20 protein-coding genes are annotated in these 23,089 nt (G+C 42.6%); all 20 read right to left on the bottom strand.

Features of this window, described 5'->3' with window-relative positions; translation table 11 throughout:
* Window positions 1-5: 5 nt before the first annotated feature.
* The 20 genes from GM418_RS19825 to GM418_RS19730 all read right to left on the bottom strand — a co-directional run bounded on the left by GM418_RS19825 (window position 6) and on the right by GM418_RS19730 (window position 23,079).
* Window positions 6-1,100 carry a site-2 protease family protein gene (locus GM418_RS19825; RefSeq protein WP_158868977.1) on the bottom strand — a complete coding sequence of 365 codons (1,095 nt, stop codon included), beginning with the start codon at window positions 1,098-1,100 and terminating at the stop codon, window positions 6-8.
* The gene (locus GM418_RS19820; protein WP_158868976.1) at window positions 1,093-3,462 is read right to left on the bottom strand and encodes a spermine/spermidine synthase domain-containing protein; all 2,370 of its coding nucleotides are present in this window, start codon (window positions 3,460-3,462) and stop codon (window positions 1,093-1,095) included. The genes GM418_RS19825 and GM418_RS19820 overlap by 8 nt, the downstream gene beginning before the upstream one ends.
* Before the next feature lie 5 nt (window positions 3,463-3,467).
* Entirely contained in the window at window positions 3,468-4,115 is a 648-nt protein-coding gene (locus GM418_RS19815) for a class I SAM-dependent methyltransferase (RefSeq protein WP_158868975.1), read from the bottom strand.
* A gap of 24 nt (window positions 4,116-4,139) precedes the next feature.
* Window positions 4,140-5,447, bottom strand: a complete 1,308-nt coding sequence (locus GM418_RS19810; RefSeq protein ID WP_158868974.1) for an NAD(P)/FAD-dependent oxidoreductase — start codon at window positions 5,445-5,447, stop codon at window positions 4,140-4,142.
* A 52-nt stretch (window positions 5,448-5,499) separates the two neighbouring features.
* The gene (locus tag GM418_RS19805; protein ID WP_158868973.1) at window positions 5,500-5,841 is read right to left on the bottom strand and encodes a P-II family nitrogen regulator; all 342 of its coding nucleotides are present in this window, start codon (window positions 5,839-5,841) and stop codon (window positions 5,500-5,502) included.
* Between the two features lie 81 nt (window positions 5,842-5,922).
* On the bottom strand, window positions 5,923-6,126 hold the full coding sequence (locus GM418_RS19800; protein ID WP_158868972.1) for a hypothetical protein: 204 nt from the start codon (window positions 6,124-6,126) through the stop codon (window positions 5,923-5,925).
* A gap of 213 nt (window positions 6,127-6,339) precedes the next feature.
* Complete coding sequence (locus GM418_RS19795; RefSeq protein ID WP_158868971.1) at window positions 6,340-6,723, bottom strand: heavy-metal-associated domain-containing protein; 384 nt, start codon at window positions 6,721-6,723, stop codon at window positions 6,340-6,342.
* A 61-nt stretch (window positions 6,724-6,784) separates the two neighbouring features.
* The gene (locus tag GM418_RS19790; RefSeq protein ID WP_158868970.1) at window positions 6,785-7,099 is read right to left on the bottom strand and encodes an LDCC motif putative metal-binding protein; all 315 of its coding nucleotides are present in this window, start codon (window positions 7,097-7,099) and stop codon (window positions 6,785-6,787) included.
* A 3-nt stretch (window positions 7,100-7,102) separates the two neighbouring features.
* Window positions 7,103-7,639 carry a hypothetical protein gene (locus tag GM418_RS19785; RefSeq protein WP_158868969.1) on the bottom strand — a complete coding sequence of 179 codons (537 nt, stop codon included), beginning with the start codon at window positions 7,637-7,639 and terminating at the stop codon, window positions 7,103-7,105.
* An 11-nt stretch (window positions 7,640-7,650) separates the two neighbouring features.
* The gene (locus GM418_RS19780) at window positions 7,651-8,463 is read right to left on the bottom strand and encodes an AlbA family DNA-binding domain-containing protein (protein ID WP_158868968.1); all 813 of its coding nucleotides are present in this window, start codon (window positions 8,461-8,463) and stop codon (window positions 7,651-7,653) included.
* Between the two features lie 180 nt (window positions 8,464-8,643).
* Window positions 8,644-9,018: a heavy-metal-associated domain-containing protein gene (locus GM418_RS19775; RefSeq protein WP_158868967.1), complete on the bottom strand. Its 375-nt coding sequence runs from the start codon at window positions 9,016-9,018 to the stop codon at window positions 8,644-8,646.
* A 19-nt stretch (window positions 9,019-9,037) separates the two neighbouring features.
* Complete coding sequence (locus tag GM418_RS19770; protein ID WP_158868966.1) at window positions 9,038-9,838, bottom strand: AlbA family DNA-binding domain-containing protein; 801 nt, start codon at window positions 9,836-9,838, stop codon at window positions 9,038-9,040.
* A 103-nt stretch (window positions 9,839-9,941) separates the two neighbouring features.
* The gene (locus GM418_RS19765; protein WP_158868965.1) at window positions 9,942-11,243 is read right to left on the bottom strand and encodes a hypothetical protein; all 1,302 of its coding nucleotides are present in this window, start codon (window positions 11,241-11,243) and stop codon (window positions 9,942-9,944) included.
* Between the two features lie 12 nt (window positions 11,244-11,255).
* The gene (locus GM418_RS19760; RefSeq protein WP_158868964.1) at window positions 11,256-11,858 is read right to left on the bottom strand and encodes a YceI family protein; all 603 of its coding nucleotides are present in this window, start codon (window positions 11,856-11,858) and stop codon (window positions 11,256-11,258) included.
* Between the two features lie 78 nt (window positions 11,859-11,936).
* Window positions 11,937-13,718: an efflux RND transporter periplasmic adaptor subunit gene (locus GM418_RS19755; RefSeq protein WP_158868963.1), complete on the bottom strand. Its 1,782-nt coding sequence runs from the start codon at window positions 13,716-13,718 to the stop codon at window positions 11,937-11,939.
* 2 nt (window positions 13,719-13,720) lie between these two features.
* Complete coding sequence (locus tag GM418_RS19750) at window positions 13,721-14,953, bottom strand: TolC family protein (RefSeq protein ID WP_158868962.1); 1,233 nt, start codon at window positions 14,951-14,953, stop codon at window positions 13,721-13,723.
* 8 nt (window positions 14,954-14,961) lie between these two features.
* Entirely contained in the window at window positions 14,962-18,825 is a 3,864-nt protein-coding gene (locus tag GM418_RS19745) for an efflux RND transporter permease subunit (protein WP_158868961.1), read from the bottom strand.
* 89 nt (window positions 18,826-18,914) lie between these two features.
* Window positions 18,915-19,289: an HYC_CC_PP family protein gene (locus tag GM418_RS19740; RefSeq protein WP_158868960.1), complete on the bottom strand. Its 375-nt coding sequence runs from the start codon at window positions 19,287-19,289 to the stop codon at window positions 18,915-18,917.
* Window positions 19,290-19,483: 194 nt separating this feature from the next.
* Window positions 19,484-20,782 (bottom strand): APC family permease, encoded by a 1,299-nt coding sequence (locus GM418_RS19735; protein WP_217447539.1) that lies wholly within the window; start codon window positions 20,780-20,782, stop codon window positions 19,484-19,486.
* Window positions 20,783-20,787: 5 nt separating this feature from the next.
* Window positions 20,788-23,079, bottom strand: a complete 2,292-nt coding sequence (locus GM418_RS19730; protein WP_158868959.1) for a multicopper oxidase domain-containing protein — start codon at window positions 23,077-23,079, stop codon at window positions 20,788-20,790.
* Between the last annotated feature and the right edge of the window lie 10 nt (window positions 23,080-23,089).

Here is a 23,089-nt window from a genome sequence, read left to right as displayed (position 1 = left end):
ATTTTTTAATGATTAAACATAAACGCATTTGATTGTATCCACTTGTGGATATCTTTTATACCAACAATCCCTGTCAGTTTGCCGTTTTTCCTGACAGGAAACAGGGATTGTCTGTTCTGTTGCAGCAGAAAAAACTTGTCGGACAGGGCTTCCTCTTCTTCGAGCCAGTAAAAATCTTTCTGCATAAAATCGCTGATTTTTTGATTTACTTTTCCTTTATGTAAGCCTTCCACAATGTCTTTATCATTGAGTATACCCGTTACATTGTTTTTTTCCATCACCAGAAATGATTTTTCAGATGAATTGATAAAATGGTCGGCTGCTGTTTTCAGGGTTGTATCCGAATTCAGGATGGCATAACTCGATTTCATCACATGCATTACCCGGACACCTTCCAGGGCATGTTTTATCTTTTCGGCTTTAGATTCTGCACCGGCCCCAAGAAAGATAAACAGCCCGATAAACACCAACCAGAAATTAAAGAAGAACCCAAAGAAAACAAAAACAATAGCCAGTACCTGGCCTGTTTTCGCGGCAAAAGAGGTAGCTTTTACCGGTTCTATTTTCATGGCCAGCAACGAGCGTAAAACCCGGCCACCATCCATCGGGAATGCAGGTATCAGGTTAAAAGCCGCCAGAATAATATTGGCATACATCAGGTTGGCCGCGAAAGCTGTCCCTGTTAGCCTGATGTTCTGCATCGCTTCCAAATCAAAGGTTTGCCCTGTGCTTTTTAAGTGTATCCATAATATTCCGGCGATGATTAAATTTACTGCCGGGCCTGCAATCGCTACCTGAAGTTCCTGTGCTGGTTTCGTGGGCATGGATTCGAGGCTGGCAATGCCACCGATGGGGTAAACGGTTATATCTTGTGTTTGGACACCAAACCGCATTGCGGTGAGGGAATGCCCAAACTCATGTAGTACCACACAGGCAAAAATGGCCAGTATAAACAACATGCCCGAAAAACCTTCGCTGAAACCGTGCCCCATGCGGAAATGCATCAGGAAAATCCAGCCGATAAGGATTAAGAACGTCCAATGGATAAGAACTTTTATCCCGAATATTTTACCAATATGAAGTGACCATTTTTTATGCATTTTTACTGACTTTTAAATTTTTTCGATAAAATAATACTAATGACAGGGCAACGATAATGTATCCGATAACCCCCAGCCACAATACATAAGAGTACCCCCACAACATAGAAATAACAATTACCATTACCGCGGTAGCCATGCTGACCAGTGAGGAAATGCCCAAAAACAAGGGGAGGAGATGCTCCTGTTCGCCCGATACTTCTTTAAGGATTGAAGGAAAAGGGATGCCAATGAAAAAGGCCGGTATCAGCAACAATACAACCATGAGTGGTTGTGAAATCCCATCTACCGCAAATCCGGGCATAATAAAAACCCGGACAGCAACCATAACAATTGCCACCAATAAACTGTACAAACCCGCCTTCAACAGGAAATTTCTTCGGAACAAACCCGTATAAAAACTACCTAAGCCATTACCCAGCAAGAAAGTGAACAGCAGCAGGGAAAATGATTGTGCAGGGTTTGAAAGCTGAAGGTTCAGTACCTGGAACAGATAAGACTGTACAAAGAAATAACATATACCAAGCACAAAAACCACAAATGCGAGAAAATTAAGTTTTTTGCGTGTTTCTGGTATTAATTCCTGACTGAACTTCCATCCCCTGGCAGTCATGAAAATAAGCCAGCCCATGACTATCAATGAAAAGATGAACAATGTCATCAGCGAATTAGGGATGCCGTTTTCATAGTTGAAAAAATAGGGTGAATCGTCATCTACAGGCTCCAGGTTCAGCACGGCTGCTTCAGAGAGTTGTTTATAATCGAATTCGTTTTGGGAAATGCCATAAATCAACCTGTCAAACATGTACCACTGGTAGTTTATGTTTTCAACCAGGGTATCTGCTTCAAGTTGCTGAATGTTGGGTATGAAGAATGTTTCCCGGTCCAAATTGTATTGATGCGCCAGTATATGGTTTGTTTCCGTTTCATTTTTTTCAAAGGGGATTTTTCTGATTATCAGTACCGGCATCATTTCGTTGGAATAGATAAATACATTCAGCAAGGCGGTTGCTCCATCAATGCCTCTGGTTTCCATCAGTTCGAGGTAATTGGAAAGCATCTTGTACACTTCCGTCGCGTTGTGCATGGTGAATATCAACCTTCCTTCGGGCGTTAATACATTCAGGTAATCTTTAACCGCTTCGCGTGTAAACAGATAATTTTCGGAGAGCCCGTAAAAGTCAGCGCCCCTCCCGCCTTTGGTTACCGGAATGGTGAGCATGACCACGTCGTACCGGTTTTTTGTTTCCCTGACAAAATTTCTGCCTTCCTGAACGTAAACCGCGATATTGTCTTTTTGTGTAAACGTTGACGGATTGTATTTTTCCATAAGGCTCACAAAAGACGGGTTTATCTCAACAGCGTCGATTTGGCTGAAATTCAAGAGCCAGGTGGCTGCCATGTCAACACCCCCTCCCGGGCCAATTATCAAAACCGAATCTTTTTCTTTTTCCTTCAGCAAATTCAGCCCGAAGGTTGCCGGAAAATGCGCGAACTGATGGGCGTGTTCCCCCTTGTTGTTTTCAATTTCTTCAATACTCACCAGGGTGGTACCTGCCGCTCCATCAACGAACATTACTTTTTTGCTGCTTCCGTCCGGGTTTGTTAATTCAACCAAATCGGTTTTTCCAAACGAATTCCACTCCGTTTCAATAATCCTGCTTTTAATTGCCGGGTTGCTCATCAGCCGCAACATATCTTTGTCGTTGTCCTTACTGATGGAGGGGTTAAAATTGTATGCCCAAAAGCCGGCCCACCCCAGGAAAGCCACCAGTATTATCCAAATTACCCCTCTCAGATAGGGCTGGTTTTTTTTACCGGAAAACGAACTCCAAGACAACAGGCCGGCAACCGCGAGTAAAACATAACTTATAAGAAATGCTTTGAGCAGACCGAGATTGTTGAGGATAAATACGGTTAACAATGCCCCTCCCGCAGAACCGGCTAAATCCATACTGTATAACCAGGCGGCTTTTGTTCTTTGGGTATGGAAAATATCAGCCTTGACAACACCGATGGCAATAAATGGCAGCACAGCCATTAATATATTGATTATCAGATTAAATGACGGGGTTGCAAAAATGCCCGATTTGTTCAGTGAAACCAGTAAAATGAAACTAAACAGGATACTAAAAGGGAGCACGTCATAAAATATCCGGGCTTTTGACCGCACCCACGACCATCTGTAGTAGGACATCTCCCCAATACCGAGGCCAAAAAGGGTAAAAGCGATTATAATGAAAACAAAGTGGTAGCTCAGCATGTAGGAGAAAAGCCGTGAAAGGCTAATTTCCAGCATAATGCCTGTGGAAGAAACCAAGAGCAGGATTAAAAAGCTTACTATAAAATTTTTTGTTTTCATTTTTTCTACTTTTCTTTTTCTCCCGTAGCAATGTATGTTGAGCCAAAATAATATTCCCGGAACTCATTTAATTTGAGATGTTTTTCCAACGATTCCCATGCATGGCGGTCTTTTAAATCGTATGTTCCGCCGTATGGTTTTATGAAAAATCTAACCATTAACTTTGCAAACCATTCTGGCCAGCTATCCGGTTTTTTGAAATCAAGAACAACAAACCTCCCGCCTTTAGCGAGAGCTTTTGAGCCATTGCTAATTATAGCATCATATTCAGGGATTAGAGTAATAGCATACGAAGTAACTATCCCGTTAATATTTTTCGGGAACCTGTATTCCGCAGCATCGCTTTGTACCAACGTGAAATTTTTCCAACCTTTCCCTTTAACCAGTTTCCCAGCTTCCTCTAACATTTCATCGGACAAATCGACACCGATTATTTTGCCTTCCGGGCCAACCGAGTTATACAGGTGCGGAAAATTCAAACCTGTACCACAGCATAAATCAATCACGCTATCTCCTTGCTTCAAATTTAGCGCTTCAATAGCATCAACCCGGTAATGATTCACCCTCCATCCGATGAGGTTGAAAAATTGAACAGCGGAATTATAAGAAGGTGCCCTTTTACGATATATTTCTGTAATTTTTTGCTTGTCCATGATTATTCCGTTTTATTATACGTTCTACTCTGACTTTTTCACTTCTTCATATCTTCTGATAATTACCCTGTTTCCTTTCTCATAAGTAAAATAACTCCATAACCAGTTGATGGTGACCATTATTTTGTTTCGAAAACCGATTAGGGACACGAGATGGATGAACGACCAAATTAGCCAGGCAAAAAAGCCACCGAACTTCAGCTTTTTTATCGAGGCGACAGCCTTTTTTCGGCCAATGGTTGCCATTGTGCCTTTGTCCTGATATTCAAAAGGAACCATAGATTCATTTTGAATCAGTTTCATCAGATTTTTTGCCAATAATTTACCCTGTTGAATAGCTGGTTGGGCAATCATTGGATGACCATGTGGATTTGTGTGTGTTTTAATAAGCGCATTATCGCCAATTGCAAATACATTGTTAAGTGTCAATATCCGGCCAAAATCATCTGTCAAAATTCGGTTTTGCCTGCTTATGCTTTCACGTGGAAGCCCTTTAACAATATCCCCTTTTACACCAGCAGTCCAAATAAAAGTAGCTGCACTAAAACTCTTTTCACCGGCAAGAACAACCTTTTTTCCATCGTAGGAATTCACGGATGTATTCAACAAAACATCGACATTCATCCGGGATAAATAGTGCAATGTTTTTTCGGAGAGTTTTTCCGGCATCGCCTGCAAAAGCCTTCCGGTAGCTTCTATGAGGTAAATTTTCATTTCAACACTATTTAATTCCGGATAGTCTTTTGGTAAAATATATCTTTTAAACTCAGCGAGGGCGCCAGCGATTTCTACACCGGTGGCGCCTCCGCCAACGATAGCAACACTACTCAGTTCCCTTTTTTCATGTTCAATGCAAGTAACGGCTGCTTTTTCCAAATTTTGCAGGAGCCTGCTTCTAATGTCAAGGGCATCGGTTACAGAATTGAGTCCTGAGCCAAAATTTTCAAAGTCTGTATTGCCAAGGAAATTTGTTTTGCTCCCACAAGCCAACACCAGATAATCATAATGGATAACACCGATGTTTGTACTCAATTTATTATGAGTCGTATTGATATGTGTTACTTCGGCCATTCTGAAAACAACATTCCGGTATTTTTCAAATAGTTTACGATATGGGAATGCAATATTGTCAGGTTCTATTCCGCTGGTTGCTACCTGATATAGCAGCGGGAGGAACTGATGAAAATTGTTTTTATCTATCAGTACCACCTGCACTGGCAAATTTTTTAAACCTTTTATCAGGTTTAAACCTGCAAAGCCACCCCCCACAATAACTACTCTGGGAAGCTCTGTTTCAGCGGCACAAATTAGCCCTCTGTCCAGACAGTTCATTTTTTCACAGCATTGCACAACAATTAACTTTTAGTAGTTTCTCAATCCTTACTTAAACTGCCAGAATCCCTTTTTCATCGGTTCTCACTTTGTAAACCTCGTCAACCGGTGAAATGACAATCATCCCATCGCCACGGTAGCCTGTCCGCCCGTTCTTGCGAATAATTTCCACAACCGGATTCACATGTTCTTCTGCCACCAAAATTTCCAGTTTAATTACACGGTAAGCATCGGCAAAAGGGTATTTGTAACTAATGTGTTCCTTTTCGTGGTCGGAATACTGACCTGTACCCTCACACTCGGCAAAGGTCATGCAGCAAAAACCTGCATCGTTTAAACCATTGTAAACTTCTTCCAGTTTACGATACCTGATATAAGCTTTTATAAGTTTCATAATTTTGAATTTTTAGGTCGGAAGCCCAAAGTCCGAAGAAATACCAAACCTAACATCCAACTTCCAGCTTCCAATCCTGTTTTACTTTTTCCCATCTTCATCACAGTTTGCCAATTCCTTTATTTCGCAACCGGCACAACCGCCAATCTTGTTCAATTCGCCATCTTCCATGGCACATGCGTGTTCTGTAAATGTAGCCTCCCTGTTAAAAAGCAACTTTACGCCCAGTGCCAACATAGTGAAGGCAACCAGGATAACCGATAATATTAAAATTTTCAAAAACATAGTGAACTCCTTTCTTTATTCATTTTTGGAAGAAGATCCCGGAATAAAATGTTCCGGGAACCTTACCACCTTTTCTCAAAACCTAATTTACTAAACTATTGACTATCAATTGTTACATGATTTTCAAAAAGAGTTGCATAATTTTGCTTTTTACGGTTTGTCCATGTATAATCAATAACCCAAAAAGAAAAAATCAAAAATTTTCAGTTTATTTTAATGATTGTGCCCCTCGTGGCCACCCATCTCTATATTGAGCCCTGTTCTATCATACTTGCAACAAGCATTCAACCTGTTATAATCCTCATCTTTTGCCTTGTGCATTTCTGTATCGTGACCGGATTTTGCAATGGCCATGTGTATCTTGTGGACATCCGTTTTTGAATCGTCGAATGAAACAGCTATCATTTGGGTTTCTTCGCTCCATTCGGCAAATGTCACCCCTGCAACACCTTTAGCTGCTTTTTCAATACGGGTTTCGCACGTGCTGCAAGTGCCCTTCACTTTAAACTTTTCAATTTTTTCGGTTTTGGAATTCCCGAATGCCGTTATGCTTAACACTGCAACGGCAATCATTGATAAGAATACTTTTTTCTTCATAACATTGAATTTTAAATGAATAAATTACTATATCTTGAATACAATCTAATTGCCGTAAGATTTAGGTGATTAAATCACAGCAATCCAATCGTTTCCCGCCAAAATCTTTCTTATTTTCTTCCGCCATCTTCTTTAGCCTGTTTTTAAACGATTTTTTGTCATCAATTGAAATGGTTAACCCAAGAACAGATAAACTTTTCAAAATTTCTTTTTCACTAATTTCGTATGGATTATAGACGACAGAAACCGATTGGCTTGCACAATCAATTTTGTTAATTCCCGGTGTGGAATTAAACTTTGTCATTAATTCTTTTATTTTTTCTTTCGATATACTTTCTTGAATGTGGAAACTTTTATATTGCAGATAATCTTCCATAACCTATTTTTTATTGGGTAAAGCATAAACCAGTATTTCATTGTCATCCCGAAAACTTTTAATGCCATTTTTAAAAATCAGAAGTTTGGTTTTCCCATTTACTGAGGTAAGTTTTATTTCATGGCTATTCGGCACAGAAAGTAGTTTTTGGCCCCTTTCGTTGATGATGTTTAATGTAAATTGAACAGCATTGTGTTCAGGTTCAGGGTTTTCTTCAATGGCATTGTAATTATACGTTAAACATGTATAGACTATTTCTATCTCCTGGTCAGGATGAATTGTATTTTGAGAAATCATTTTAATTTCCTCAAAAAAATGATTGTTTTCAATCGGAATGTGAATCGACTTCCATCGTGTGTTGTCCAGGTTATAAATAATTATCGTTTGGGCTTTAGTGTCGAAATTATAGAATTTTATTTCCCCGTTTTCTAACTGAATGGTTTTAAATTCAGACTTTATTACTCCTTCAAATTCTAATTGAGAATAGCTATGAAAAGAAATTAATAAGGTAAGGCTAAGAAAAAGCATTATTGTTCTCATGATTTTAATTTTTAAGTTATTTCCCGCGACTGCAGGTATTCTACCGTTTCGCTGGTAGTAAGGGGATGGGTGATATTTCCGGTGCGAAGGTAGAAAATGGTATTACCCCCATCGTTTAGATAAACCGGCCGATGGGACGGTTCAACCAACAAGGCACATATTTCTTTTCCCTCTATTTCATGAAATGAGAAATGGATTTTTGTGCTAATATCTTTACCAAATTCATTGGATACCAATAGTATTAACCGCTGTTGAAATCCATCTTTGTTTTTTTTCTTTAGCGAATAGTAATCGTTCTCCAATCCCAGGATACTACCGTAATTGTCAACACCTAATATTAAAGTTCCGCCTTTAGCATTCAAAAAACCGGCAATTGATTTCAGCACTTCGTTTTCCAGGTTTTTATCGGTTTTCACCTGCCTGTAATCGTGACGCAAAGAAGCTTTAAAATCAACAAAATCATTTTCGCCATCAGCAATTAACGATGGGATGCTTTGTTTTAACAATTGCCTTTTTGTCAATAATTTGTCCTGCTTTTCTTTTATAGAGCGGTTGTACATTCCTGAAGCCAGGCCAATCAATAATCCAAGAACGGAAAAAGCAACCGACATGGGCATCATACTAAAACTAAAGGATTCAACGAACTGATTCCAAAAAACCGACCATAAAGCAGAAAAGCTAACCCCGTTTAAATTATTTTCGAACCAGTAAATGACCATACTTGTTGGGTGTAAAATAAAATACCCTACTAACAGCCCCACAAAAGCATGAATCAGTATTTCCTGGTTCTTTATAAACTTGTATTTTTTTAATCGCACTTTCATGATAGTATTTTTACAATTGAAAGGGCGGGAGGGAGTAACCCTCCCATTCCCTTTCTCTTCTCCGTCCCCAAACCAAACCTACTTAATAGTCTTCCTTATTTCTCCGCATCCTAACGTATTCTCCTCCCAAAAAAGGATTTTGTATTTTTTTCGTTTTACTCAACCAGTAGGCTCTTTTTGTTATTTATGTTTATGTTTCATCGGCTTCGCCGGAGCTTTGAGTTCTGAGCGGTCATACTTGCAGCAGGATGGTAACTGGTTGTATGCTTCATCAGTCGCTTTGTGCATTTTAGTATCGTGGCCCACTTTTGCAATGGTCATTTCTACTTTGTGCACATCAGTTTTCGAATTATCAAGTGAAACTTCCATCATTTTAGTTTCCTTGTTCCAGTCAGCTTTTGAAACACCCTCCAGCGATAAAGCTGCCATCTCAATTCGTTTCTCGCACATTTCACACTTCCCGTTCACCAGGAATTTTTCTGTTTTGTTTCCTGCAAAAACGGAAACAGCGCCCATCATAAACAGCGCAACTAAGCTTAAAACTTTTGTTTTCATCTTTTTTAATGTTTAATGTTTAACTTTTTATTTTTAAATATTTAACAGCCTCACTGGTTGTGAGCGGATTTGTTATATTTCCCGTTCTTAAATAAAATACTGTTCGGTTTCCTTCTTTCAGGTAAACCGGCTGCCGCGAAGGTTCAATGTAAATCGTACAAATTTCATTGTTTTGAAAGGTATGGAAGGTAATATGAATTATCGAGCAGATATCTTTGCCAAATGTATTGGAAACGAGTAGTATAATTCGTTGCTGAAAACCATCCTTGTTTTTCTTTTTAAGCGTCCAGTAATCATTTTCGAGACCTAATATCTGCCCGCTATCGTCAACTCCTAATACAAGAATTCCTCCATTTGCATTCAAAAAACCTGCGATTTCTTTCAAAACAATGTGTTCCAGGTTTTTGTCGGTTTTTACCTGGCGGTAGTCGTACCTCAGGGATGATTTAAATTCTACAAATTCACTTTCCCCACTGGCTATCAGGTTCGGTAAACTTTGTTGAAGCAATTGCCGCTTCCCGTAAAGTTGCCGGTTTTTCTTTTTTATGGATTTATAGTAAAACCCGGAAACGATTCCGGCAACCAGCCCCAAAACAGCAAATGCCAAAGACATAGGCATCATGTGCAAGCTAAAAGAATGGACAAAACTTCCTGAAACAATCTTTCCGATTTGTGCCCAGGCATCCGGTGAATTATTCGATTCGAACCAATGGATGACCATACTTGCCGGATGAAGAACAAAGTATCCGGCCAACAGCCCGACCAATGAATGAATTGCTGGTTCTTTGTTGTTTTTTGCTATAAAATAAACTGATTGCATAACCCGTTAATTTTGCTGTTTAAAACAAGCCGGAGGGGCCGGGGCCCCTGCGCGGCTTCCTCTTCTCTCTCTCCACCAAATCGTTCTCCGGCTTTTTAATTTGTTAAAAGCTGATAACTGCTTCCAAAACAACTCCACCAAATTCAGCTCCGGCAAACCTGCCGGTCCAGGCATCACCGTTATAGCTTTGGTCAACGTATTCCAGTTTTGTTAAAACGTTATTGGAAAGAAACCATCCTCCACCCAGATTTAACCGACTGACATCCAAATCCTCAGTCGAGCTTTCCCGTTGTTTGCCTTTGACGGTATTGTACCTCCCCGCGAGGTAGAACCTTTCATTTGCCCCGAACCGGTAAAGTAACTCTCCGGCCAGTTGTGTGAATGCCCCTTCTTTGTATGCCTGCGGTTGCGTAAATTCATTATTTCCGTTTGCCCGTTCAACAATGCCGAAAAATTCAAGGCCTTTAAATTTTATAAACGGGTTAAATTGCAAAGCGGTGAGTTTGCTGAAACGTGCGTTGTATTGTCCGTCGCGCGGGCCGCCCTCAGAATTGCCCTCCTCATCCGGAACAGTGAACAGTACATTGTAATACCTTGTCCCTCCGCGGTCGCCGCCGTAAAGGTAAGCGCCATTTGAAGTTCCATTGTTGATATACCATGATCCGGTAAGACGCACTCTCAGGTCATCGTTAAGCTGCTTATCATATCCCAGTTTACCGTAGAAAGATGGTTTGTTGTCGGTGTTGTCATTGACGGTCACATTTTGATTAAGTTTCCCGTTTGTTAAACCGATAACGGCAAGTAATCCGTTGTTTTGCAGGGTAACTTCTCCAAATGCTTCCGTGGAGAATGCATCCATCAGGTAATTTCCCACAAACGGGTTAAAAATTCCCCTTGCATTGTCTGACCGCCTGAAATGGGCATCCCCGTAATTAAATTCATCGAGGCCGATGGTGATAGTTGCATACTGCATCAGACCGCTCAAAAACCCGGGGCTGACAAAATCAAGCTTATCCACCTGCATATGCCCACCTTTTATCCATGTTTCATTATGGGCCCTTGAAGACAGATAGGTTTTCAGATGCATCCTGACCCCATCCAGCAATTGTACATCGAGGTTCAGGTTTGCCGATGGCAGATTAAAATCGGAGCCTAGTTCAACAAGGTTGCCCGCGGAATTGCTTTGGTTTAAGCTTTGGAACTGCATAGCAAAATCGCCGCCCAAGCGAACTTTGAAACCATCAAATGCGACCGTATCGGTTTTAGTAGATTCAAATACATTCAGCCCTGTCTTATCATTGGGCCTGAAAAATTGTAACTTGGTTTGTTGTGCGTGTACTATAACCGATGTCATTAACAATAGAGAAATAAATGTAATGCTGAATTTGTAATTAAATTTTTTCATGATATTTGATTTTTAATTTGTTGATTTAAAAGCTGTTTCACTAGTTTGTTTAAACGTTGTTTCAAATGAGAGTTCAAGTTCGTCTCCGGTTTTTATAGTGCCAAACACGGCTTTGGGGGGATCTACCTTAAAATCGGAAAACTTAATTCTATGAGAACCCAAAAAAAGTACGCCATCTTCCGACAGTTTATAGCTGACCTCCCAATTGGCCATGTTGGAGGTACCAGCAATGGAAAGCCTGATTTTCGCTTTAACCAATTCGTCCGTAATGGCTTCTGTTTCTACCAGTTCTAATTGTATCTGAGGATTTTTATTTGCCTGCAAAGCTTCATACGCATTTTTATCCATTGCGTTCTTTCCGCTTTTTAGGGAAGTAACTGGTAAATCAACAACAAGCGAATTGATGCTAGCAATTTTGCCCTTTACCAGCTTAATACTTGCATTACCTTCGGCTTTGGTTGATACCATTTCCCAATCGTGAAGGGTAGATGTCCCTTCTACTTTAAATTGCTGATTGGTTGCCAGTACAAAAGAATCCTGGCCATATACCTCTACAGAAAAAATAATCAGCGATGTAAAGGTTACATATCTAAATATTTGAAATATTTGTTTCATTTTATGGCATTTTTAATGGTTTAAAATATATCTCTGAAAAACCGGAAGGAGCCGCAGCCCCTTACCGGTTAACTCCTCCTACTTCAAGGTTTCCCTTGTTTCTCCACATCCCAGCATATCCTCACCGAAATAAGGGTTGCGTATTTCTTTGATTTCACTCAGCCAGTACGCACCCTTGTCGCGGTTGGCCATGGGACAGTACTGGTAATAAGCCGTTTCATTGTCCAGCCCGAACATTTTCAGGCTTTTGTAAAATGCAAGGTTAAACCGGGCAAACTCCCGGCGTTGTTTTTCAATATCATCAGATTTATTTATTGCATTTACAGCGCTTTCCAAAGCATTTAACTGGTCCATCCAGGCCATATGGGCATCGCCTTTTAACAAACCCATGTCAACCGAATTTAAGGCTGTGCTTACTTTTTGTGCCCCGCTGTTTACTTTTTGCGCATCGGTTTCCACAAACGCATTTTTCATATCGAGGTAAGCTTCATAAACATCAGTAAGCTGAGCTGTAAATTTTGGATCGGCATCAACCGGCTCAACAGGGGGGGCACTTGCTCCGCCCATGTCCATTCCGCCGTGGTTGTGCCCGGTCATTGCAGGGCCGCCAGCCGGATTCATCATACTTGGTTTCCCTGCCAGTTGGGCCGCCGCATCAATGCTAAATGTGCCGTTAACAGCAATCTCTTCGCCTTCCTCTAAACCGTTTTCTACAATAAAACTTTCGCCCAGTGCCGGGCCCAGTTCCACTTCGCGCATCATAAAATTCACGCCCTGGTCTGTTTTCGATTTCAAATAAACCACCGAACGTTCACCTGTCCACATCACGGCAGTTTTTGGAACAACAACAGCGCCCGAACGGTTGGGCAATTTTGCTTCCACCTTTCCAGAGGCAAACATTTCGGGCTTGAGTTTTAACCCCCGGTTAACGACTTCTACCCGGGCTTTTGCCACGCGCGTTTTCGAGTCGATTACCGGGTCGAGGAAAGTGATTGCCCCCGAAAAAGTTTCGCCGGGTAGGGAAGCAATGGAAAAATCCACTTTATCGCCTTTTTTAACCCACGGCATATCCGATTCATAAACATCAAAAAGCACCCATACTTTTGAGAGGTCGGCAATTTCGTAAATGGCTTGTCCGCGCCCCACATAGTCACCGGGGTTGACCATTTTTTGGGTTACGTAACCCGATATATCGGCCTGAACATCAAAAGTTTCTTTGGCAGTTTCATAATTTAGAATTTGCTCAATCTGGCTGTCCGTCAGTTTCCAGTTTTTTAGCTTTTCTTTGGCCGCGTTAAAAAGCTGTGGTTGTGACTCTTTAATTTTTTGCGCTTCAAATAACTCTTCCTGTGCGGTTACCAAATCGGGTGAATAAACCGACGCAATGACCTGCCCTTTTTGTACATAATCGCCCGTAAAATTCACCATCAGGTTTTCAACCCTCCCAGGTATGTGTGATGATTGTGAATAAACCAAACGCTCGTCGGATTGCACTTTACCATTTAAACGCACCTGCTTTACCGGGTCCATCGAACCCACTATTGCGGTGCTGATATTGGCCAGTTGCATGGCCGTGGACGACATGCTGATAGCCATCGGGTCAACCCCGCTGTTTTGTTCATCTTCCAGCGGGATTAAATCCATGCCGCAGATAGGGCAATCGCCTGGCTCATTCTGGCGGATTTGCGGGTGCATGGAGCAGGTCCAAATAGTTTCACCAGCGACTTCTTCCGCAATGTGTTCATGTTGTTGTTCCTCGGTGGTTTTGCTTTCCGAACCACCAAATATCAGCCAACCCAGCAGTAAACCTACGGCCAGCGTTGAAACGGCAATAATTATTGTTTTTCGATTTGTTTTCATTATTAATATGTTTTTGCAGTGATATAATTTAATTTGGCAAGGGCTATCTGGTATTGAGCCTCTGCCGTGGCCATTGTTTTTTCGTATTTCAGTAATTGTTGCTGCATGCGAAGCACCTCTTCAAACTCTTTACCGGAGTTGCCATATGAACTGAACAGCAGGTTCAGCGATTGCTGTGTTGTGGTAACTTGTTCGCGGTACAGCTTCAGTAATTCGAGCTGTTGCGTAATGTCAAACAGTGTCCGGTCAAATTCAGACGAGAGCGAATTGAGCACATTTTCTTTCTGAAGTGAATAACTTTCCTGCATGAGCTGTGCTTCCTTTTCGGCTGCGTCGTATTTTTTGCGAAACAGCGGAATACTCACTGAAACCATCGGCATCAGTACATCTTTTCCGGCACCGGCAACCGACATGTCTGATCGTTCTCCCACTACTACATAATCCAGTCCGACTCCGATGTTTGGAAGCCCCTGTTTCTGCGCAACAATTTCGTTGGCTTTGCTTGCCTTTGTTTTCAAATCAAGCGCGTTGATTGTTGGATTTCGCAATAACAACGAATCTTTGACTGCTTCGATTTCCACAGCCGCTGCCGGCAAAGTATCGGCAATAATCACGTCTTCGTTTTCATTCCGGTTCAATAAATTATTGAATGTTGAAACCAGCGCACGTTCCTTTTCATTTAGAATTTCGAGTGTGGTGCGCGAATCTTTCAACATGATATCCACGCGCAGTACATCTACCATTGGAGCAGCCCCGTTTTCAAATTTTCGGGTAGCAATCGTTTTATATGACTCCAAAATCTCAATGTTTTCACGTTCGATTTCCTGCATCTGCTGTAGTTCGTACAACGGATAATAAGCAGCCGCCACATCGAAATAGAGCTTGTTCCGGGCTTCCAAAAACGACTGGTATTTTGCTGCGGCCATTAGCGCTGCGGCATCTCCTTTTGCTTCCAGCGTTCCGAACCACGGGAACATCTGACTCAATGAAAACTTGGCCCGTTGCGGTCCAACCCGCGTTTCAACCGGCGAAATGAAGTAGCCGAAAGAAAACGAAGGATCGGGCAGTGCGTTTACCTGCGGAATTTTTTGCAGTGCTGCTTCAAACTCTTTGTATTTCGATTGAAGGCCCGGATTATTTTTGGCCGCCATTTCGAGATAGCTGTCCAGAGTTTGAGCTTGCACTGCACTTAACCCTGAAACCAATATGATTATAAGTGTTATTATTTTCTTCATGACTGATTCTATTTAAGTTTTCGCTCTTCGCGCATGCTGTACAAAACCGGTACGATAAAATAGGTAACCGCTGCAAAAATCATCCCCCCAAAAGCCGGGATGGCCATGGGAATCATAATATCGGCGCCCCGGCCAGTTGAGGTAAGGATGGGTAACAGTGCGATAATGGTTGTAGCCGAAGTCATTGCCGCAGGCCTAATCCTGCGATAGCCTGCTTCCACCACCGCCGCATGTACCCCTTTCAGGTCATCGGGTTTATTTCGCTCGAAACTCTGGTCGAGGTAGGTGGCCATCAAAACACCATCGTCGGTTGCAATACCAAAAAGCGCTATAAATCCGACCCAGACCGCCACACTCAGGTTGATGGTGTTCATCTGGAACAGGTCGCGCATGTTGGTCCCAAAAATAGAGAAATCGACAAACCAGCCCTGTCCGTAAAGCCAAATCATCATAAACCCTCCGCTGAACGCCATCGCGATTCCGGTGAACACCATAAGTGAGGTGGATACCGATTTAAACTGAAAGTAGAGAATCAGAAATACAATGACCAAAACCAACGGAACAATGATGGAGAGCCGTTTTTCGGCCCGCACCTGGTTTTCGTAGCTGCCCGAAAACTTGTAACTAATGCCCGAAGGAACGTTCAAATCGCCTGCATCAATCCGCGCCTGAATCGCATTCTGCGCATCGTTTACTACGCCCACTTCTGAATAGCCATCCCGTTTGTCAAACAAAACATATCCTACCAAAAAAGTCTCTTCGCTTTTAATAGCCTGGGGCCCTCTGACATATTCAAAATCCACAATCTGCGAGATGGGGATTTGCGCCCCGGTTGGCGTCGGTATCAGGATATTACCGAGCGCTTCGGGGTTGTCCCTGAGTTCGCGCGGGTAACGTACCCTCACCGGGAACCGTTCGCGACCCTCTACAGTAGAAGTGATTTTCATTCCGCCAACGGCCGTTTCTATCGCTTGCTGCACATCTTCCACATTTAACCCGTACCGTGATATTTTTTCGCGGTCGATGTTAAGGTGTAAGTAAGGTTTCCCAACTATCCTGTCGGCAAAAACCGCTTCAGCTTTCACCGATGGAACTTCTTTCAGGATTTCTTCCAGTTTCATCCCGAAATCTTCAATGGTACCAAGGTCGGGGCCGTAAACTTTAATCCCCATGGGGGCGCGCATCCCGGTTTGCAACATTACCAAACGGGTTTCAATGGGTTGCAGTTTCGGGGCTGAAGTCACCCCCGGAATTTTGGTTACTTTCACAATTTCATCCCAAATATCGTCGGGAGATTTGATTTCCTCCCGCCAGTTGCGGAAATATGCCCCTTTTGTATCGGGGATGAGGTCCTGGTATTTTACACCGCGTTGTAAGGCTTCTTTATTGGAAAGGGTATCCCCGCTGCTAAGTATAAAGCGGTCATTTTTATCTGTTTTAAACCTTACCCGGTGCCCTTTTTCGTTCAGCATGTATTCCGGACGGTAATTAATTACGTTTTCGTACATGGAAATGGGGGCCGGATCGAGCGCAGATTCTACCCTTCCCAGTTTTCCTACCGTAAGCTCAACTTCCGGGATGTTGGTCAGCAACATATCCAGTTGCCCCAGAACGTTACGGTTAAATTCAAAACCGGAGTGGGGCATGGAAGTAGGCATGAGCAGGAAACTTCCCTCGTCGAGCGAAGGCATAAATTCTTTTCCTATGGCGGGGAATGTATGGCTTAATCCCGACCACACTTTGGTGGTGCGAATGTTCCACCCTACCGTGTCGAACCCTTTGGCCACAAAACCAAAGACATTGTTGAACCCCATCCAGGTAGTTGCCCCGAAAAGGATTAAAAATGAAGGTATCAGCAGGAATGCGACTTTGTGGTTCAAACACCACCGGAGAATGGATTTGTAAAAATATTCAAGGAGAATAAAAAAGCCTAAAATAAGGATGACTATCAGCGCAACAAACAGTGCGTTCATTACAAGGCTTTTAGCTGGTCCCAGCGGAAGCCAGTATTTGGACAACAACCAGATGACACCGATTAACACGATGATAATTTCGGCGTGGTCAAACACCCAAAATGCAAACGACTTTATTTTTTGTCGGATTGACATACTGGAGTCTGTATTTGTGTCTGAATTCACATCACTTTCAGGGCGATTTTTCCTCAATTCTTTTACTGTTCCCATAACGCCAAAAGCAAGCAAAATCATTCCACCCCAAACCTGACCGGCAATCAGGGCAGCAATTCCAATAGGAATCAATATGATATTGAGCCACTTCCTGATTTTTTTATTTTGAATTTTTGCCCCAAAAAACCAATGGGCAAGTGTGGGCATAATAAGCAATGAAACCAAAAGGGCGGCAATCAGAGCAAAAGTTTTTGTAAATGCCAGCGGTCCAAACAGTTTTCCTTCGGCGGCCTGCATGGTAAATACCGGGATAAAACTAACAATAGTGGTAGAAACTGCAGTAAGTATGGCAGAGCTTACTTCCGAAGCCCCGTTGTAAATGGTAGTTATGAGTTTCTGTTCAGGAGGTGACTCATCGATGTGTTTGATGATGTTTTCGGAGAGGATTACCCCCAAATCGACCATCGTCCCAATGGCAATGGCAATACCCGAAAGTGCCACAATGTTGGCATCAACGCCAAAATAGCGCATGGCAATAAAAACCATCAGCACGGCAATGGGCAGTAAACTGGAAATCAAAAATGAAGCCCTTAAGTTATAAACCATAACGATGACCACCAGCACAACGATGAGAATCTGAAGCGAAATGGCCTCTTCCAATGTACCCAGTGTTTCGTAAATAAGGCCGGAACGGTCGTAGAAAGGGACAATAGTTAATTGGCTTTCGGTTCCGTCGGGTAAAACCTTTTTAGGCAATCCGGGTGAAATTTCCCTGATTTTATCTTTTACGTTATTGATAACCTGCAAAGGATTTGCACCGTATCGGGCTACAACCACGCCGCCAACCACTTCCGCGCCATCTTTGTCTAAAGCACCACGACGGGTAGCAGGACCCAGGCTAACCACGCCAATATCCTGAATGCGAATAGGGACATTTTCCTGTACCGCAACAACGGCTTTTTCAATGTCTTCCACTTTTTTAACATAGCCCAACCCACGCACCAGGTATTCAGCCTGGTTGATTTCGATGGTTTTAGCACCCACATCGCGGTTGGATTTCTGCACCGCCATCATTACTTTATGCAGCGGAATGTTGTAGGCTTTCAGTGCATCGGGGTTTACGTCAATTTGGTATTCCTGCACGAATCCGCCAATGGATGCCACTTCCGAAACCCCTTCTGTGGCATTGAGTCCGTATTTCACATAAAAATCCTGTACGGTGCGGATTTCATGCAAATCCCAGCCGCCGGTAGGATTGCCGTTTTTGTCGCGTCCTTCAATAGTGTACCAGTAAACCTGGCCCAGTGCAGTTGCATCGGGGCCAAGCGCGGGCTGAACGCCTTCCGGTAAAAGGCCCGATGGCAGCGAAGCCAGTTTCTCCAGTATCCTGGAGCGTGACCAGTAAAATTCAACATCTTCTTCAAAAATGATAAAGATGCTGGAGAACCCGAAAATCGATGAACTCCTAATGGATTTTACACCTGGTATCCCAAGAAGGTATGTTGTTAATGGATACGAAATCTGGTCTTCAATATCCTGTGGTGAACGGCCCATCCATTGGGTAAATACAATTTGCTGGTTTTCGCCAATGTCGGGGATGGCATCCACCGGCACCGGGTCTTTTGGTAAAATACCAGTATCCCACCCAAAGGGGGAAGTAACAATTCCCCAACTCACAAAAAGTATGAGTACTAATAATGTAACCAGCTTATTTTCAAGAAAAAAGCGAATAATTCTATTTAACATGAAATTTCGATTATGAGTTTTATAATGATTAATAAATTACATAGATGGTTTTTGCGCATCACAAAAACCTCCTGTTAATCATAATAAAATCATAAACGATATACCTGTTTCAGGGAAAGTGTTTTTTGAATGGGAAGTAAAGGAGGTGTTTCAATAAAATTAATACCCGCTACTTCCAATTCAGGGACATTTAATAATACCTCTGAGAATAAGTCATGCCCTAAAATATCAAGTTCTGCTAAAACCGGAATGGTTGAAATTTGAGGAGTATAAAAATCCTCCTGAACTTTAAAAAAATGAGCTTCATCGTGGCAGCAATCACCCATATCACATTTATCGTTGTTCAAACCACCAACGGCAACAGAATACAGGTCTCCCTGACAATAATGCTTTGACACAGCCATCCCCATTGTTGAGACCAATAATACAAGAGATAAAATAATATGACTGATTCTTTTTAACATTACCGCAAATAAAACAAATAATTTCTAAAAGTGTTCTTTTAAAATTGATAATTTTGGTTAATTTAAAATAACACGGGATTATTTATCCCGTGCTTTTCAACTATTTTTCACTGAGACAAATATACGATAACAAGAATTTAACAATGTTATATAATTTTGGTAAAATGATATATAATTTTTTGATTTATAAACTTTCAGTCTGATTCTTTTTGTCTTGAAAGGAACCATTTCTCACCCAGGTAAATAACCAACATTATTCCTACTGAAACAAGTATAATTGTTAAATCGCTTTTTGCTTTTGTTAGAACAAAACCGGTTAACACAATTGTATCAAGTGCGATTGCTGTAATCACAATTGCCGGTTTAAAGTCAACCTTTTTGCGCAGATTTTTCAGCAGGCCATAATGGATTCCAATGTCCATCACCAGGTAAAAAATAGCGCCGAGCGAGGCAATTCTTGAGAGGTCGAATAAAATGGTAAGTAGGATTGCAAGACCGGCAATATACACAAGCATGTGTTTTTGGATTCTGCCCGACATTCCAAGGTGGCTGTGCGGGATAAGTTTCATTTCGGTGAGCATGGCCGTCATGCGCGAAACCGCAAAAATGCTGGCAATGATTCCGGAAATTGTGGCAATAATAGCCACGCCCACGGTAACCCAAACGCCGTATTTACCAAATGCAGGTCGGGCCGCTTCTGCAAGCGAATAGTCGCGGGCTTTTATAATTTCCTCAATAGAAAGCGATGAGGCCACTGAAATGGCCACTAAATAATATAAAGCTACACAAATTGCGATAGAGATAATAATAGCGCGCCCCACATTTTTATGGGGTTTTTTAATTTCATCGCCACTGTTGGTAATGGTGGTAAACCCTTTGTAGGCCAAAATGGTGAGGGCGAGTGCCCCAATAAAACTGGCCACCGATTTGTCGGGTAGCGAAGTAGGTATTGTTTCCTGAAAACTAAGACCTGAAGCCCAAAGTCCTCCAATGGCGAGTATTGCCAATCCAACAATTTTCAATACCGCCATGGTAAACGACGATTTCTCAATCAGCTTATTGCCCGAGATATTTACCACAAATGCCAACACAATAAGTGCAACCCCTAGTACCGGCACCCAGAAAGTATTTTTGCCCACATCAAACAATTGCATTACGTAGGCACCAAACGTCCGGGCAACCAAACTTTCGTTGATGATCATAGAAAAAGTCATCAATAGCGCAGCAAATGCCGTGAAAGTGGTTTTACCGTATTCCTTTTTAAGGTACATTCCAATTCCACCCGCCGAAGGAAAAGCGTTGGACAGTTTTATGTACGAATAAGCGCTAAATGCTGAAATTACAGCGCCAACTACAAAGGCAACCGGGAAAAGCTTGCCCGATAGTTCGGCAACCTGGCCGAGAAGGGCAAAAATCCCGGCGCCAATCATTACTCCCGTCCCCATCGAAACGGCGCCTGTTAGGGTTAGGCTGTTTTTTTTGTAATCGTTCATGATAATTAAAATCTAATAGATAAACCACCACCAGCTCCGTAGCGATTGTCGTAGCTGGCCATGAGCGAGAAATTCCTTGATAACATGTACTCTGCCCCGGCATTCCAGACGGTTTCATGCGCAAAACAGGTGTTCTCCCCGAGGTCATTTACCCATCCAAAATCCATTTGGTATTCGTAGTAGCCAAAAACAAACAGCCTCGGAAACAGCATCAATTCCCGCCCAATTGCGAGACGTGGCCTTAGCTCATTATCAATTCTGACATCCAAATTAAACATATAAGGTGTAAACCAGCGAAAACCAGCCACGGCTGTGGTCGAAATTTTATCGAGGTTGTCTTCCAGTTCGTTCTCCATGTTCACACCGGCAAAAACAGTGAAATAATCGTATAGATAGCGTTCGTAGGTAAATTCAACTTCCATGTTTTGGTTCCAGCCGTATTCTGCATTTACGTTAAACTGGTTGCGAAGGTTGGAGGTAACCAGGTTGACTTCGGTGAGGTGCGAAGCCACATCAGCCAGGCCCCAGGAATACCAGCGGTTAGTTTCGTGGATGAGTTCGGAAACCGGGTAACCTCTGAGACGTGGGTCTCGCGGTGTGTCATAGCTAAAAATCCTGGCCATCCCACCCATCATGTGGTACAAAATGTGGCAATGAAAAAACCAGTCGCCGTATTCATCGCCATAAAACTCCACGGTTAACTGTTGCATGGGCGCCACGTTTACGGTATGTTTCAGAGGGGAATACTCCCCGTTTTCGTTGATGACCCTGAAAAAGTGCCCGTGCAGGTGCATGGGATGGTGCATCATTGTAAGGTTGTTAAAGGTGATGCGGGTAATTTCGCCTTCTTTGATAAGTATTTTATCGGTTTCTGAAAGCGGGATACCGTTCATGCTCCAGATGTAACGTTGCATGTTGCCGGTGAGGTTGAGCAGAACTTCTTTCACTGGCGCATCTGCGGGATAAGTAGTTTTTTCCAGTGCTTTTAAGAAATTGTAATGATACTCGGAATACATGCCTTCCCCGCCCATATCCATGTCCATGTTCCTGCCGTCGGCATCTATTTGCTGCATCGTATCTTTTTCCGTTTTCTGCATATTTCCCATTGCATGCCCATCCGCGTTTTGCATGTCATGTTTTGTCCTTTGTTCCTGTTCCATACCTTCCATTTCGGGCATTATCATTCCCCAGTTTTTGCGGAGGTGGTGCGGGTCGTCGTTTTTAGGCCTGAATTTTATGGCCGGTGCGCCCATGCGCATTTCCATTTTGGACATTTGCTGCATCATTTTTATTTTATCGGGTTTGGGAATGACCGGGGCTTGAATGGTTTGTCCGGTTCCAATATGTGCCGAGGTTTTGCCCGAGCCGTCCTGTCCGGTAGCCGTGAATTCGATTTTGCCTTCTTGTGGCACGGTTACCAGGAAGTCGTATGTTTCGGCAATGGCAATGAACAGTTTGTCAGTTTTGTAGGGTTCAACCCTTAATCCGTCAGCCGCGACCAGGGTGGGGTTTCCAGCGCCAATCGACAACCAGAACGCGGTAGATGCGGCAGCATTTACAATGCGCAACCTCACCTTTTCGCCCGGTTCAAAATTGGGATATTCCCGGCTTTGTTCACCGTTTATCAGGAATTCCTCATAATAAATATCGGCAATGTCGGCTCCTTCCATGCGGTCTTTCCAAAAGTTGAGCTGGGCGCCCAAAGCTCCGCGGGCAATCACCTGGTTAAGCGGCGTTGCTGTTCCTTTTTTGATGGTGTACCACTCCGTGCCGCGTTTTAAATTCCGCAACACATTCATCGGTTTTTCATTTGTCCAGTCCGAAAGTACCAATACTAAATCTTTGTCGTAATCAAGTGTCTTTTCTTGCGGTTCGATAACCAAAGCGCCGTAAACCCCGCTTTGTTCCTGCAACATGGTGTGCGAATGGTACCAGTACGTTCCTGCCTGTTTAAGTCGGAATTCGTATTTTTGGGTTTCGCCGGGCAATATGGGTGGGGTATTTAAATAAGGTACCCCATCGTAAAAATTGGGGAGCAATATACCGTGCCAGTGTACAGAAGTCTCCTCGTCCATTTCGTTTTTAACGTAAATAACTGCATAATCACCCTCGGTAAAATGCAGGGTTGGTCCGGGTATGCTATTATTGATAGTCATGCCCATCACATCTTTGCCGGCTTTGTTTACGGTTTCCTGACGCAGGGTTAGATGGTAGGTAGTTGTATCGGTTTTGGACAAAGCTGAATTTCCTGCCATTATAAGTAAGGCGAAAAATAAAAAAGTAAAACTTATTTTCATGTTTTTTTCA

The organism is Maribellus comscasis, from assembly GCF_009762775.1.
Taxonomy (GTDB): domain Bacteria; phylum Bacteroidota; class Bacteroidia; order Bacteroidales; family Prolixibacteraceae; genus Draconibacterium; species Draconibacterium comscasis.
This window is presented reverse-complemented; position numbering and strand designations above follow the sequence as displayed.

Coding starts and splice junctions, on each gene's coding strand:
- GM418_RS19825 (WP_158868977.1), bottom strand. CDS start 1,100: ATGCATAAAAAATGGTCACTTCATATTGGTAAAATATTCGGGATAAAA.
- GM418_RS19820 (WP_158868976.1), bottom strand. CDS start 3,462: ATGAAAACAAAAAATTTTATAGTAAGCTTTTTAATCCTGCTCTTGGTT.
- GM418_RS19815 (WP_158868975.1), bottom strand. CDS start 4,115: ATGGACAAGCAAAAAATTACAGAAATATATCGTAAAAGGGCACCTTCT.
- GM418_RS19810 (WP_158868974.1), bottom strand. CDS start 5,447: ATGAACTGTCTGGACAGAGGGCTAATTTGTGCCGCTGAAACAGAGCTT.
- GM418_RS19805 (WP_158868973.1), bottom strand. CDS start 5,841: ATGAAACTTATAAAAGCTTATATCAGGTATCGTAAACTGGAAGAAGTT.
- GM418_RS19800 (WP_158868972.1), bottom strand. CDS start 6,126: ATGTTTTTGAAAATTTTAATATTATCGGTTATCCTGGTTGCCTTCACT.
- GM418_RS19795 (WP_158868971.1), bottom strand. CDS start 6,723: ATGAAGAAAAAAGTATTCTTATCAATGATTGCCGTTGCAGTGTTAAGC.
- GM418_RS19790 (WP_158868970.1), bottom strand. CDS start 7,099: ATGGAAGATTATCTGCAATATAAAAGTTTCCACATTCAAGAAAGTATA.
- GM418_RS19785 (WP_158868969.1), bottom strand. CDS start 7,639: ATGAGAACAATAATGCTTTTTCTTAGCCTTACCTTATTAATTTCTTTT.
- GM418_RS19780 (WP_158868968.1), bottom strand. CDS start 8,463: ATGAAAGTGCGATTAAAAAAATACAAGTTTATAAAGAACCAGGAAATA.
- GM418_RS19775 (WP_158868967.1), bottom strand. CDS start 9,018: ATGAAAACAAAAGTTTTAAGCTTAGTTGCGCTGTTTATGATGGGCGCT.
- GM418_RS19770 (WP_158868966.1), bottom strand. CDS start 9,838: ATGCAATCAGTTTATTTTATAGCAAAAAACAACAAAGAACCAGCAATT.
- GM418_RS19765 (WP_158868965.1), bottom strand. CDS start 11,243: ATGAAAAAATTTAATTACAAATTCAGCATTACATTTATTTCTCTATTG.
- GM418_RS19760 (WP_158868964.1), bottom strand. CDS start 11,858: ATGAAACAAATATTTCAAATATTTAGATATGTAACCTTTACATCGCTG.
- GM418_RS19755 (WP_158868963.1), bottom strand. CDS start 13,718: ATGAAAACAAATCGAAAAACAATAATTATTGCCGTTTCAACGCTGGCC.
- GM418_RS19750 (WP_158868962.1), bottom strand. CDS start 14,953: ATGAAGAAAATAATAACACTTATAATCATATTGGTTTCAGGGTTAAGT.
- GM418_RS19745 (WP_158868961.1), bottom strand. CDS start 18,825: ATGTTAAATAGAATTATTCGCTTTTTTCTTGAAAATAAGCTGGTTACA.
- GM418_RS19740 (WP_158868960.1), bottom strand. CDS start 19,289: ATGTTAAAAAGAATCAGTCATATTATTTTATCTCTTGTATTATTGGTC.
- GM418_RS19735 (WP_217447539.1), bottom strand. CDS start 20,782: ATGAACGATTACAAAAAAAACAGCCTAACCCTAACAGGCGCCGTTTCG.
- GM418_RS19730 (WP_158868959.1), bottom strand. CDS start 23,079: ATGAAAATAAGTTTTACTTTTTTATTTTTCGCCTTACTTATAATGGCA.